The organism is Arthrobacter sp. M71 S08, assembly GCF_059089725.1.
Map to the genome: position 1 here is coordinate 587,031 of NZ_JBNHEY010000002.1, position 12,232 is coordinate 599,262.

The window sequence follows — 12,232 nt, forward strand, 5'->3', positions numbered from 1 at the left end:
GGTGGACTCTGGAGACTTCCTGCCCTATCGGTCTACCCTTGGAGGACCACGCGCGAGCCGGCCCGGTACCGCCGGCGGAGAGGCCAAGGACACCGCATGCACGTCAATGGAGCGCCCTCCTGGGAGGTAAGCTCGCGCCGGTCACCGATGATGTGTTTTGCGCTCTACCTGCGGGACTGCGCCGGCCTCGGGATCGCCGGAATTCCCGCCGTTTCACCCCTGAAGCCCCCCGTACATTGCACGGACCCCCGGCAGACCGTTCACGCGGTGGGCGGGATGGCGGCCCTGAAGGTTGAGTGGGAGGCTTGGTGGTACGAACTTGTGTGTGATCACGGGCGTAACCGGGAGTTCCCGAAACCCCCTGATTTTCCCGAGTTTCAAGCCATGCCGGCCCTTCAGCGGTTTACCCACGCCCACTTCGGCACGGCCCTGGCCTGGGTTCAGGGGTGGGAAGAGGCCCGGCGGAAGCGCACGCGGAGCAATGCTTCGAATGGCCACCGGCCGGGATTCGCAGAGATCGTTGAGGAACGTGAACTCGAACTGGGCAGGTCTGCGCGGAACTTCAGCCTGGAAGTGGTTGAACTGCCGTTGAGCGAGCCGCGGGCCTGGTTTGTTGAACCGGATATGCTCATCATGAGCGAGGACCTTTGCGACGATGAGGCAGCATTTCGAAGCTACGTTCAGCCCGTGGTGGAGTTCATCGCGTGAGTTCCCCTGTTAGGCGGGAACCTCGGCGACTGTAATCAGTACCTCGCCCGTCTGCGTTTCAGCGGTGCTCCAGCCGCCGTCGCCGCGGTTCCACTGCAGCCCTGCATGGGATACCGAGGTGATCCCGAACTCCTGAGCATGCGCCACTGCGAACTGCGCCGTGGCCCACCCTGTGGAGCCGGATGCGCTGGCCACCACGCCCTGCTCCGTGGTTGCAACGGAGAGGGCGGGGAAGACAGCGGAGAGGCGCTCCACAGCCCCAGGCGCGTCACCGGACTCCTCGGGCGTGCGCAGTACACAGTTGAGCGAGGCGGGGGACTGGCCCGTCAACGCCGACGCGAAGGCGCGCGCCTCCGGCTCGTGATCGGCGTACGCGTCCGGGTACGCGCTTCGCTGGACAAGCTGCGCAGCCTCGGTGATGGGCAGAACCTGATATCCCGGCACGGTGATCAGCGCGTCATAGAACGCGCCGGCCGCGTAGATGGGATCCTGCACCTGCTCCTCGCTGCCCCAACCCTGCGACGGGCGCTGCTGGAACAACCCGCGCGAGTCCGGCCCTGCCTGATCCCCGTAATCGAGGTTGCGAAGACCCGACTCCTGCACGGCGGTAGCCAGCGCAATGGAAACAGCCCGCGGCGGCAAGCCACGGGTCACAGCGACGCCCGCGATCGTGGAGGCGTATGCCGCCTGCTCCGGAGCCAACTCGTAGGTGTCAGTTCCCACGACGGCACTACACCGTTCGCGTACAAGCACCTCGGACGAATTCAGTTGCGTAACAGCAAAATAGGCTCCGCCGCCGACCACAGCCGTCAACAGGGTGAGGACGCCCGCCGTACGGAGCCGACGCCGTCGTCGGGCTTGCGCCTTGGTCTGGGGCACGCCGGTCCCTAGTTGGCGTGCAATGCCGCGTTCAACGCGATTCCCTGGCCTGACCGCTGGCGTGCTTCCACAACGCCGGTGGTGGAGTTGCGAATGAAGAGCACACCCGACTGTCCGGAAAGCTCGGCAGCCTTGACGATCGAACCATCGGGTAGGGTGACTTTGGTCCCGGCCGTGATGTACAGGCCGGCCTCGACCACGCAGTCATCGCCGAGGGAGATGCCGATTCCGGCCTGGGCGCTCAGGAGGCAGCGCTCACCGATGCTGACGCGTTCCTTGCCGCCACCGGAGAGAGTACCCATGATTGACGATCCGCCACCGATGTCCGAGCCGTTGCCCACAATCACGCCGGCGGAAATGCGTCCTTCAACCATTGAATGGCCCAGAGTTCCGGCGTTGAAGTTTACGAAGCCCTCGTGCATGACGGTGGTGCCTTCGGCGAGGTGTGCACCAAGCCGGACCCGGTCAGCATCGGCAATACGGACGCCGGAAGGCATTACGTAATCGACCATGCGCGGGAACTTGTCCACGCCGTACACCACTACGGTGCCGCGGGAGCGCAGGCGGAGGCGGGTGGTCTCAAACGCAGTGACGGCACAGGGCCCGAAGTTCGTCCACACCACGTTGGCGAGCAAGCCGAAGATGCCATCGAGATTGATGCTGTTCGGCTGCACGAGACGGTGCGAAAGGAGGTGGAGGCGGAGGTAGGCGTCAGCTGCGTCGGTCGGGGCGTCGTCGAGCGTGGAGGTAGTGGTCACTACTTCCTGCGTCACGCCTCGCAACGCGTCGGGGGCCGCGATCGCGGCGAGTTCGGTGTACAGCGCGTCCGACGGTGAATCGGCCTGTGTCTCGGCAAGAACCGGCCGGGGATACCAGACATCCAGCACGGTTCCGTCTTCGGCCAGCGTTGCCAGCCCGACTCCGAAAGCGGTTCGGGGTGCGGTTGCGGAAGGGGTCAGGGATGCAGAAGCCGTCTCAGTCATGGCTTCCATTCTACCGATTCGTGACCGGAGCCTCCGCCGCCTCGCGGGTGCTCGGTGCGGTGCCCTCGGTCAGTAGCGCCTACTGGCCTCCCACCCCTCGCTTCGCTCGGCGCGGGGCCCTCGGTCAGTAGCGCCTACTGGCCTCCCACCCCTCGCTTCGCTCGGCGCGGGGCCCTCGGTCAGTAGGCTTGGACCCATGACTGCTTCCGAACTCCCCAGCCTTGATCCCAGAGCCGACGTGGCGCAACTCACCGCGGACATCATCGACATCGACAGCGTCTCGGGGAATGAGCGTGCACTCGCCGACGCGGTGGAGGAGATCCTTCTATCGTGCCCGCACCTGGAAGTGGTCCGGGACGGCGACTCCCTCATTGCAAGGACGGCACTGGGCCGAAGGGAGAGGGTAATCCTCGCCGGCCATCTCGATACGGTCCCACTGCCCCGCGTACCTGGCTCCCGCGGGACCGTCCCGAGTTCGTGGGCGGGGGAGGTCCTGTACGGTCGTGGCGCCACCGACATGAAGGGCGGAGTTGCGGTGCAGCTCGCTTTGGCTGTTGCGCTGACAGAACCTTCACGGGACATCACCTATGTCTTCTATGACCACGAGGAAGTCGAGGCCGCGCTCAGCGGACTGGGCAGGCTGGTTGACAGCTACCCCTCATTGCTTGAAGCTGACTTCGCGGTCCTGCTTGAACCCACGGACGGCACTGTGGAAGGCGGGTGCAATGGAACCGCACGGTTCAACGTCACGACCAGGGGGCGCGCCGCCCACTCAGCGCGCGCATGGATGGGGGAGAACGCCATTCACAAGATGGCGGAGGTGCTTGTCCGCCTGCGGGACCATGAGCCGGCAACGGTGTCCGTGGACGGTCTCGACTTCCGGGAAAGCCTCAATGCGGTTCTTGTCAGCGGCGGGCTTGCCGGCAACGTCATCCCCGATCACGCCGTCGTCGAGGTGAACTACCGCTTCGCTCCGGACAAGTCCCCGGAAGACGCCGAAAAGTACGTACGCGAACTGCTCAACGGTTTCGAACTGGAGCGGACGGACGCCGCAGCCGGCGCACGCCCAGGACTGAACCATCCTGCCGCCGCTGCATTTGTTCAGGCAGTGGGTGCGGAACCGAAGCCGAAATACGGCTGGACCGACGTCGCACGGTTCAGCGCTCTTGGCATACCCGCCGTGAACTTTGGACCCGGCGATCCGCTGCTTGCCCACTCGGACGACGAGCACGTGCACGCGGATGCTGTCCGAACCTGCCTGAAGGCGTTAAACGACTGGCTCGCCTAGACCCGTGGGTCCAGGCGAGCCGGTGATAGGGATCTACCGTTCTTAGCCTGCGTTGGTCGGGTCGGGGAGCAGTACCTTCTGCTCCTTCTCCCTCTTCGCTTTTCCGGCGGTACGGAAGCTGAGCAGCTTCGACAACCGGTTCGCCAGTGAGGACAGCGCGAAGTTGATGATGATGAAAATGACCGCGGCGATGAGGAGAGCCTGAAGCAGATTCCCTTCGCCTACTCCCAGCCGGCGCGCATTCTGCAGCAGTTCGGTGTAGGTGATGATGTAACCGAGTGCTGAATCCTTCAGGATCACTACGAACTGGCTGACAAGCGCGGGCAGCATGGCCGTGAGCGCCTGGGGCACCTCCACGCTCCTCAGCGATTGACCACGCGTCATGCCGATCGCCATCGCAGCTTCCCGCTGCCCCTTGGGAAGGCCCTCGACGCCGGAGCGCACAAGTTCAGCGATGACGGAACCGTTGTAGAGGGTCAGTGCGATGACCACCGCCATGAAGGGGATGTCCTGCGGACGCATGACGCCTGCCGCGCCGATAGCGAGCCAGAGGAAGATCATCATCAGCAGGACGGGTACCGCGCGAAAGAACTCTACAATGACGCCGGCGAGCCAGCGGATGGGCAGGAAATGGGAGAGCCGCCCAATGCCGAGAATGAGTCCGAGGACTACCGAGGTGACGATTGCGACGCCGGCTGCCCGGAGAGTGTCCCAGAGCCCGGGGAGCAGGAAGAACTGCCAGGTCCTGACTTCGAGGAAGGGCGTCCACTTGCCCGCTTCCAACTGACCGCGCTCAGCAAGGACGATAAGAAGCCACGCCAGTAGCCCGACAACGAACAGAACACCGGCGATGTTGCCGATCAGGATGTTGCGCTTGGCCTTGGGGCCCGGAGCATCGAAAAGTACCTGCTGCGCGCTCATCGTGACACCGCCAGTTTCTTGGATGCCCAGGTTGTGAGCAGGCCGATTGGGATAACGATGATTACGAAGCCCATCGCGAAGGTGAAGAAGATCGGGATCACCATGTCCGAACGGAACTCGATCATGGTTTTCATCAGACCGGCCGACTCGGCCACTGATCCTGCTGCGGCAACGGTGGAGTTCTTGGTGAGTGCGATCAGCACGTTGCCCAGAGGCGCGATGGCTCCGCGAAAGGCCTGCGGAAGGATGACGAGCCGGGCGGCCGGAAGGAAGGACAGTCCGATGGCGCGGGCCGCCTCGGCCTGGCCCAGCGGAACAGTGTTCACTCCACTTCTGATCGCTTCGCACACGAAGGCGGCGTGGTAGAGACTCAAGCCGAGAATCGCCAGCCGGAAGAAATTCAGGTTGAAATCATCGGACAAGCTCACAAAGAGTTGACCGAACAGAGCGAGTACACCGAAGGCGATGATGATTGTCAGCGGCGTGTTGCGGAAAATGTTGACGTAGGTGGCACCGAACCACTGCAGGCTCGCGATGGGCGAGATCCTGAACAGAGCCAGGAGGGTTCCCAGGAGGAGCGACCAGATAGCGGCCCAGAACGTCAACTGGATATTTATCCAGAAGGCCCCTGCGACGTTGTACTGCTCAAAGAGCGACAGGAAACCGTCCACGGCAACCTTTCTTGTTGTACGTCAAACGGCTGTGTGGGGGCTGCCGGGCAGCCCCCACACAACTTCAGGGAATGTTAGGCGCAGTCTTCCGGCGTCGGCGGGTTCAGTTCCGAGTTCGGCTCATAGTCGACGCCCTCGAGGTTATTCGCAAGGGCTTCTTCCCAGGCTCCGTCCTCGATCATCTTCTCGATGGCCGCATTGATGTCGGAGCACAGCTCGCTCCCCTTGGTGAGGCCAACACCGTAGCGCTCCTCGGAGAACGGGTTGCCCACAACCTTGAACTGGCCCTGGTTGGTCTCCTGTGCAGCAAGACCGGCGAGAATGATGTCATCCGTGGTGACGGCGTCGATCTGGCCGCCGCCCATCAAGCTGACGCACTCGGCGTAGCCGGGCTGTTCGATCAGGTTGACGTCTTCCGCGAACTCGTCCTTCACACGCTGTGCGGAGGTGGAACCCGTGACGGAGCAGAGGTTCTTTCCGTTCAGGTCCTCCGGGCCGGTGATGTCGCTGTCCACCGGAACCAGCAGATCCTGGCCGGCAATGAAGTAGGGGCCGGCAAAGTCCACGGTCTCCTTGCGGGTATCAGTGATCGAGTAGGTAGCGAAGATCATGTCGACCTGCTCATTGGACAGCAAATTCTCGCGGTTCGCCGAAGGGGCCTCCACCCACTCGATCTGGTCTTCGCTGTAACCCAGCTCGCCTGCCACGTACTTGGCGACGTCTACATCGAATCCGGAATAGGATCCACCCTCGTCGAAGCCGAGACCTGGCTGGTCGAACTTGATGCCGATCCGCACGGACTCGGCAGCAGCTTCACCGCCACCTTCACCGCCGCCACCGGCGGTTTCACCGCCACCGCCGCCGCCACCACCGCAGGCGGACAAGGTCAGCGCGGCAGCCGCCGCCATGGCCAGTGCGCCGTATCGTGTTGTTCGCATGATTTCTCCTCGCGTTATTTCCTGATTGGAATTCGTCGGTAGTTAGTGGGCAAGGATCTTGCCGAGGAAGTCCTTGGCACGATCACTCTGCGGATTGGTGAAGAAATCTTCGGGCTTGGCCTCCTCGACGATCTGGCCGTCCGCCATGAAGATCACCCGGTCAGCAGCTTTCCGGGCGAAACCCATTTCGTGAGTGACGACGATCATGGTCATGCCCTCCTTGGCCAGGGCGACCATGGCGTCGAGAACCTCGTTGATCATTTCCGGGTCCAGCGCAGAGGTGGGCTCATCGAAGAGCATCACCTTCGGCTGCATCGCCAGCGCCCGTGCAATGGCAACGCGCTGCTGCTGTCCACCGGAGAGCTGCGCGGGAAGCTTCTGCGCCTGGTTGTCCACTCCCACGCGCTTGAGCAGCGACATGGCCAGTTCCTTCGCAGCGCCGGTCTTCATCCCCTTGACCTTCACGGGGCCGAGCGTCACGTTCTCAAGGATCGACTTGTGAGCGAACAGGTTGAACGACTGAAAGACCATGCCGACGTCGGCGCGCAGTTTGGCCAGGGCCTTGCCTTCCGCCGGCATCTCCTTCCCATCGATACGGATCTCGCCGCTGTCGATCGTCTCGAGGCGGTTGATGGCCCGGCAGAGCGTGGACTTGCCGGAGCCGGAGGGGCCGATCACCACTACTACCTCGCCGCGCGAAATCTCCAGGTTGATGTCCTTGAGCACATGGAGATCCCCAAAGTGCTTGTTGACGTTCCTGAGAGAGACGAGAGGCTGTGCTGACGGATTGGACGTGGACGTGCTCGACTGTGTGTCACGAGTCATAAGTAGAAATGTAGCCAAGAATTGCTCACCGGCGGTACATCGGCTTGCGGAAAGTGGAAATCGTGATTCAAGAGCAACCAAAGCGGGAGGGCGCTCACGGCAGTTAGCCTTGGGGGTATGAGTCCCCACAACGGCAATGATGATCAGCAGGACGGTAATTCGACGGCTCCGGCGAGGCGCCGTGGACAGGTGGAGCTCCGCCGGGATCAGGCACAGGCCATGCAGTCTGACCGGTACCTGCTCGATTCTGTTGAGGAAACCCCCTTCACGAAGACCGATCCGTGGCGGGTGCTGCGGATCCAGAGCGAGTTCGTGGAGGGCTTCGGCACCCTCTCTGAGCTGGGACGGGCGATCAGCGTCTTCGGCTCCGCGCGGACTCCGCGCGACTCCCAGTATTACGCGGTCGGTGAGGAAGTGGGACGACTCCTCGTTGAGGCGGGCTACGCCGTGATCACCGGTGGCGGACCCGGAGCGATGGAAGCGGCGAACAAGGGAGCCTGTGAGGCGGGCGGCGTTTCGGTGGGCCTTGGTATCGAGCTCCCTTTCGAGCAGGGGATGAACGAGTGGGTCGACCTCGGCGTCAATTTCCGGTACTTCTTCGCTCGGAAGACCATGTTCGTCAAGTACGCTCAGGGCTTCATTGTGTTGCCCGGCGGCTTCGGAACCCTGGACGAGCTGTTCGAGGCGATGACGCTGGTACAGACCCAGAAGGTCACGTCCTTCCCGATCGTGCTGATCGGTTCCGAATTCTGGGGTCCGCTGTGGAACTGGGTGCGTGACACACTGCTGTCGAACGGGATGATCTCGGAGAAGGATTTGTCCCTGGTGCATTTGGTCGATGACCCGGCTGACGCCGTGCGCGCGGTCCTCGCTGACACCGCCGGGCACACCGGACCCTAAACCATGACGATCTTCCTCGTGCTGATTGCGATTGTGGCTGTCGGTGCCACTGCGTTTTTCGCGGTCGGGCGCGGCTGGAAGGGTGGGAAGCGGAGGCCACGGCGAGATCCGCAGGTTGTCCCCGGACTGGTTGAACCGACACCCACGCTGCCGCCTGTCCTGCTTCCCGACCACCCGACTGCCTCGGACGTGGGCCGGATCCGGTTCTCGCTGGGATTGCGCGGGTATCGCATGGACCAGGTGGACGAGGTCCTGGACCGGCTGGCTGCGGCGCTCGCGGAACGTGACGAGCTCATCGCAGAGCTGCAGGACCAGAATCGGAACGCCCGGTGAGCGCGCTCCCCGGCAGCGACGGGCGCCTGAGGTGTGGCTGGGCAGTGTCGAGCACCGAATACGAGGCCTACCACGACTGTGAATGGGGCCGTCCCGTCGCAGGGGATGCCGCCCTTTTCGAAAGGATTAGCCTTGAGGCTTTCCAGTCCGGGCTGAGCTGGATCACCATCCTCCGCAAGCGGGAGAACTTCAGGGCCGCGTTTGCCGGTTTCGATCCGCATGCCGTTGCTGCTTTCGACGACGGCGACGTCGCACGCTTGCTCGGTGACGCCGGCATAGTGCGCAATCGGGCGAAGATCCTCGCGACCATCGCGAATGCACGGGCGCTGCTCGCGCTGCCTGAAGGTATAACGCTCTCGGGAATCCTGGAGGCTCACCGTCCGCCGCAAAAACCTGCACCCTCGTCCCTTGAGGACGTCCCCGCCGTCGTGCCGGAGTCAACGGCGCTGGCGAGAGAATTGCGGTCCCACGGGTTCCGCTTCGTGGGCCCGACAACTGCCTATGCCATGCAACAGGCGACCGGGTATGTGAATGACCACCTGGCCTCCTGCTGGGTGCGTGACGATGTCGATAAGTCAGCCTATGTCGTTGAATCTGCCAGTGTTGACGAGTCTGCGGATGTCGTTGAGACTGCGTGAGTCGCTGAGGCTCCCTGGGCTGTCCCTGGCCGCACGGGCACGTTCCCTGCGTGTGTGGCTGGTTGCGCTGCCCTGGTGGGTGCAGGTAATCCTGGTCTACGGGGCGGCGAGGCTCTACTCCGTCATCGTTTTGACGGCGGTCGCCCGGCGCCAGATGCCCAGTCCGTGGGCGCAGGGCTCTCCGGGATACGAGGACTTCGTCAACTTCTGGGACAGCGGCTGGTACGCCCGGATCCACGACGACGGTTATCCCACCGAGCTGCCCCGCGGTGACGATGGAACAGTCCTTGAGAATCAGTGGGCGTTCTATCCGCTCTTCCCGGCCAGCGTGCGCCTTTTCTCAATCATCACCGGCACCGGATGGAACCCGGGCGCCGCCCTGCTTGCGACGGTGTACGGATTTGTGGCCGCGCTCATCATTTACCGCGTCTTCCTGCTGCGCTCGCCGCACCGCGATGCCCTGTGGGCGGTGGGTCTGATCGCTTTCCTTCCCGTCTCGCCGATCCTGCAGATCCCCTATGCTGAATCGCTGCACCTCATGCTGCTGGCGCTCGCGCTGTATCTGGTGATGACCGGGCGTTACCTGTCTGCCGTCCCGGTAGCTGTGCTGATGTGCCTAGCCAGGCCTGCGGGTGCGCCTTTCGCCGCGACGCTTGGTTTGCTCCTGCTGCTGGAACTGTCCGGGAGGGGCACTGCTGCCGACGCCGGCTTCTCCTCCGCGCGGAAACGGTGGCGGCTGGCGGCCCTGGTCGGGATCGCAGGCATGGCAGCCCTCGCATGGCCGGTGATCGCATGGTTTGTCACCGGCGTGCCTGATGCCTACGTGCAGACAGAGATGGCCTGGCGCGGTTCGGAGCTGACACTGTTTCTGCCCTGGGTCAGTACCGCGTCAGGTCTGCTCGGCCCGGTGCTTGGTCCGTTGGCCCTGGCGGCATTGGTCGCCGCGTTCGCAGCTCTGCTGCTGTCACCGGCGGGCCGCAGACTTGGGTTGCCGCTCCAGCTGTGGTCTGCCGCCTACCTGCTGTACCTGGCGGCCGTCTGGAACCCGCAGACGAGCACGTTCCGAATCCTGCTTCCGCTCTTTCCCCTGGCTCTCGCAGCCGTGCTTGTTTCGCGATCGCGGGCGTACCGGTGGCTTGCGCTGGCAAGCTGTGCATGCTTGCAGATTGTGTGGGTCTCCTGGTTGTGGGCGTGGGTTCCGTTGTTCAGTGGAGGGGACTATTCGCCGTGACGAGGTGATGGGCGCCGCACGGGCGATTAGCTAGCCGCGCACTTCTACGGGATAATAGGGGAGGACGAGCATACGGGGGAAAACCGCCGTGCAATGTTGATCGCGGCCCACTTCCGGCCGCGCACCGTGGAAGGAAACTACTTAGATGGCTGCGATGAAACCCCGTACCGGTGATGGACCCATGGAAGTCACCAAAGAGGGACGCAGCCTCATTATGCGGGTACCGATCGACGGCGGCGGGCGCCTGGTGGTCGAACTGAATGCTGAAGAAGCAGGCAAGCTCAAAGACTGCCTGCTCACGGTAACGGACTAGAAGTACAGCGCCTGGCTAGCCGGGCATTTTTACGGCCATCAGAAGGCCGTTCCCCACAGGCATCAGCGTGCTGACCAGCAGGTCATTTGCACGCAGAGTCTTGCCAACCTGCCGCAGCGTGTTCGTCGACGCATCACGCACCGCGGGATCGGGCACCTTGCCGCCGTCGAGCGCGTCGTTGATGAGGAGCAGTCCTCCGCGTTTCAGGAGACGTACGGCCTGATCCGCGTACAGCGGAAGGTTGGTCTTGTCCGCATCGAGGAAAACCAGGTCGTAGGCAGCGTCAGTGAGGCGGGGGAGTACGTCCGCTGCACGCCCGGAAATGGTGCGGGTGCGGTTCGCCGGGATTCCCGCCTCTGCGTACGCCTCCCGGGCAGCCCGGAGATGGTCCACATCCGAGTCGATCGTTGTCAGGACGGAATTCGGGCCCATTCCTCGCAGCAGGCAAACGCCGGAAACCCCTGCGCCGGCGCCAACTTCCACCACAGTCATGGCTTTGGACGCTGCCGCGAGAACGGTCAGCGCTGCGGCGATGCCGGTGCTGACGGGCGCGACCCCGAGTTCATGTGACCGGTCGCGCGCGCGGAGCAAAACATCATCTTCAACAGGCAGACCTTCCGTGTAGGACCAGTTAGCCTGCTTCTGCGCGCTCATGATGTTCCGTTCTGTCCAGGAGCTCAATAGGGTCGGGCGGTCCCAGCCGGGTTGCGGGGCGTCGCCTCTCTCAGCCTACTGCGGATGGGCACGCGTCCCTGTATCAGCGCGCTTTGCCCTGTTGTTTCCCTCCGCTTTTTCAGCGAGCTCACAGCTAGCTCCGGCAACATGTACATGCAGGACCTGCAATACAAGTTATCCCACATCAGGCATCCAACAGAGGCGGAGTCCCGAATAGCTAATGCGTCCGTTTCCAGCATTTGACGAAGCGGCATCGCATATTTCATTCGAGGGCGAGAGGAGAAGGTCGATGTCTACTTCGCATACGGTGGCACCCACGGGGAATGCCGCCACCGGAGAGCACGATCAGGGGGTAGCCGACTGGGCACCGCCGTCATGGGAGGAAGTCGTCAGGGACCACTCACCAAAGGTATACAGGCTTGCTTATCGGCTGACCGGCAACAAGTACGATGCTGAGGACCTCACACAGGAAGTGTTTGTTCGTGTGTTCCGGTCCCTCGCCAATTTCAAGCCCGGAACGTTGGACGGATGGCTCCACCGGATTACCACCAACCTCTTCCTGGACCAGGCACGCCGGAAAAACCGCATCCGCTTCGATGGCCTCGCTGAAGATGCCGAGAGCAGGTTGCCCAGCACCCACCCGAGTCCCGAACGCAGCTTCGAGTTCAATAACCTTGACCTCGACGTACAGGCTGCCCTGGAGGAACTCCCGCCGGACTTTCGCGCTGCCGTCGTGTTGTGTGATCTTGAGGGACTGCCATACGACGAGGTGGCCCTGGCGCTCGGCGTGAAGCTCGGCACAGTACGCTCAAGGATTCACCGAGGTCGCACGCTCCTCCGTGAGAAGCTGGCCCACCGTGATCCCCGACAGGCTGCCCCCGCCCCATCGCGCCTGAGCCTGCCTCGGATTGCAGGTGCCCGCTAGTTCC

Annotated in this window: 15 protein-coding genes; 8 read left to right on the forward strand and 7 right to left on the reverse strand. The window is 63.2% G+C overall.

Annotation, left to right across the window (positions count from 1 at the left end; translation table 11 throughout):
- The first annotated feature begins 96 nt into the window (after positions 1 to 96).
- Positions 97 to 708, forward strand: coding sequence for a hypothetical protein (locus tag AC5RTB_RS06690; RefSeq protein ID WP_494060276.1), 612 nt, complete (start codon positions 97 to 99; stop codon positions 706 to 708).
- A gap of 9 nt (positions 709 to 717) precedes the next feature.
- On the opposite strand, the gene AC5RTB_RS06695 is transcribed toward AC5RTB_RS06690, so the two are convergent.
- Both AC5RTB_RS06695 and dapD read right to left on the reverse strand, forming a co-directional pair.
- Positions 718 to 1,587 carry a hypothetical protein gene (locus tag AC5RTB_RS06695; protein ID WP_494060277.1) on the reverse strand — a complete coding sequence of 290 codons (870 nt, stop codon included), beginning with the start codon at positions 1,585 to 1,587 and terminating at the stop codon, positions 718 to 720.
- Between the two features lie 8 nt (positions 1,588 to 1,595).
- Positions 1,596 to 2,570: a 2,3,4,5-tetrahydropyridine-2,6-dicarboxylate N-succinyltransferase gene (dapD, locus tag AC5RTB_RS06700; RefSeq protein ID WP_494060278.1), complete on the reverse strand. Its 975-nt coding sequence runs from the start codon at positions 2,568 to 2,570 to the stop codon at positions 1,596 to 1,598.
- 196 nt (positions 2,571 to 2,766) lie between these two features.
- On the opposite strand from dapD, the gene dapE reads away from it, so the two are divergent.
- Positions 2,767 to 3,858, forward strand: coding sequence for a succinyl-diaminopimelate desuccinylase (gene dapE, locus AC5RTB_RS06705; protein WP_494060279.1), 1,092 nt, complete (start codon positions 2,767 to 2,769; stop codon positions 3,856 to 3,858).
- Positions 3,859 to 3,900: 42 nt separating this feature from the next.
- Here dapE and AC5RTB_RS06710 read toward each other — a convergent pair whose 3' ends face one another.
- From AC5RTB_RS06710 to AC5RTB_RS06725, 4 genes are all read right to left on the reverse strand, one after another.
- Complete coding sequence (locus tag AC5RTB_RS06710) at positions 3,901 to 4,779, reverse strand: amino acid ABC transporter permease (RefSeq protein ID WP_494060280.1); 879 nt, start codon at positions 4,777 to 4,779, stop codon at positions 3,901 to 3,903.
- Positions 4,776 to 5,450: an amino acid ABC transporter permease gene (locus tag AC5RTB_RS06715; RefSeq protein WP_494060281.1), complete on the reverse strand. Its 675-nt coding sequence runs from the start codon at positions 5,448 to 5,450 to the stop codon at positions 4,776 to 4,778. Before AC5RTB_RS06715 ends, AC5RTB_RS06710 begins: the two co-directional genes overlap by 4 nt.
- A gap of 74 nt (positions 5,451 to 5,524) precedes the next feature.
- On the reverse strand, positions 5,525 to 6,388 hold the full coding sequence (locus AC5RTB_RS06720; RefSeq protein WP_494060282.1) for a glutamate ABC transporter substrate-binding protein: 864 nt from the start codon (positions 6,386 to 6,388) through the stop codon (positions 5,525 to 5,527).
- Between the two features lie 42 nt (positions 6,389 to 6,430).
- Positions 6,431 to 7,213 carry an amino acid ABC transporter ATP-binding protein gene (locus AC5RTB_RS06725; protein ID WP_494060283.1) on the reverse strand — a complete coding sequence of 261 codons (783 nt, stop codon included), beginning with the start codon at positions 7,211 to 7,213 and terminating at the stop codon, positions 6,431 to 6,433.
- Between the two features lie 117 nt (positions 7,214 to 7,330).
- Between AC5RTB_RS06725 and AC5RTB_RS06730 the strand changes: the two genes are divergently transcribed.
- From AC5RTB_RS06730 to AC5RTB_RS06750, 5 genes are all read left to right on the forward strand, one after another.
- On the forward strand, positions 7,331 to 8,113 hold the full coding sequence (locus AC5RTB_RS06730; RefSeq protein WP_494060284.1) for an LOG family protein: 783 nt from the start codon (positions 7,331 to 7,333) through the stop codon (positions 8,111 to 8,113).
- Positions 8,114 to 8,116: 3 nt separating this feature from the next.
- Positions 8,117 to 8,446, forward strand: a complete 330-nt coding sequence (locus AC5RTB_RS06735; RefSeq protein ID WP_494060285.1) for a DivIVA domain-containing protein — start codon at positions 8,117 to 8,119, stop codon at positions 8,444 to 8,446.
- Between the two features lie 44 nt (positions 8,447 to 8,490).
- Complete coding sequence (locus tag AC5RTB_RS06740; protein ID WP_494060286.1) at positions 8,491 to 9,084, forward strand: DNA-3-methyladenine glycosylase I; 594 nt, start codon at positions 8,491 to 8,493, stop codon at positions 9,082 to 9,084.
- Positions 9,065 to 10,315, forward strand: a complete 1,251-nt coding sequence (locus AC5RTB_RS06745; protein WP_494060287.1) for a hypothetical protein — start codon at positions 9,065 to 9,067, stop codon at positions 10,313 to 10,315. Before AC5RTB_RS06740 ends, AC5RTB_RS06745 begins: the two co-directional genes overlap by 20 nt.
- A gap of 145 nt (positions 10,316 to 10,460) precedes the next feature.
- Positions 10,461 to 10,628, forward strand: coding sequence for a DUF3117 domain-containing protein (locus AC5RTB_RS06750; protein WP_084033880.1), 168 nt, complete (start codon positions 10,461 to 10,463; stop codon positions 10,626 to 10,628).
- A gap of 15 nt (positions 10,629 to 10,643) precedes the next feature.
- Here AC5RTB_RS06750 and AC5RTB_RS06755 read toward each other — a convergent pair whose 3' ends face one another.
- Entirely contained in the window at positions 10,644 to 11,282 is a 639-nt protein-coding gene (locus tag AC5RTB_RS06755) for an O-methyltransferase (protein ID WP_494060288.1), read from the reverse strand.
- 310 nt (positions 11,283 to 11,592) lie between these two features.
- On the opposite strand from AC5RTB_RS06755, the gene sigE reads away from it, so the two are divergent.
- A complete protein-coding gene (gene sigE / locus AC5RTB_RS06760; protein ID WP_494060289.1) occupies positions 11,593 to 12,228 on the forward strand; it encodes an RNA polymerase sigma factor SigE in 636 nt (211 codons plus the stop codon).
- Positions 12,229 to 12,232: the final 4 nt, after the last annotated feature.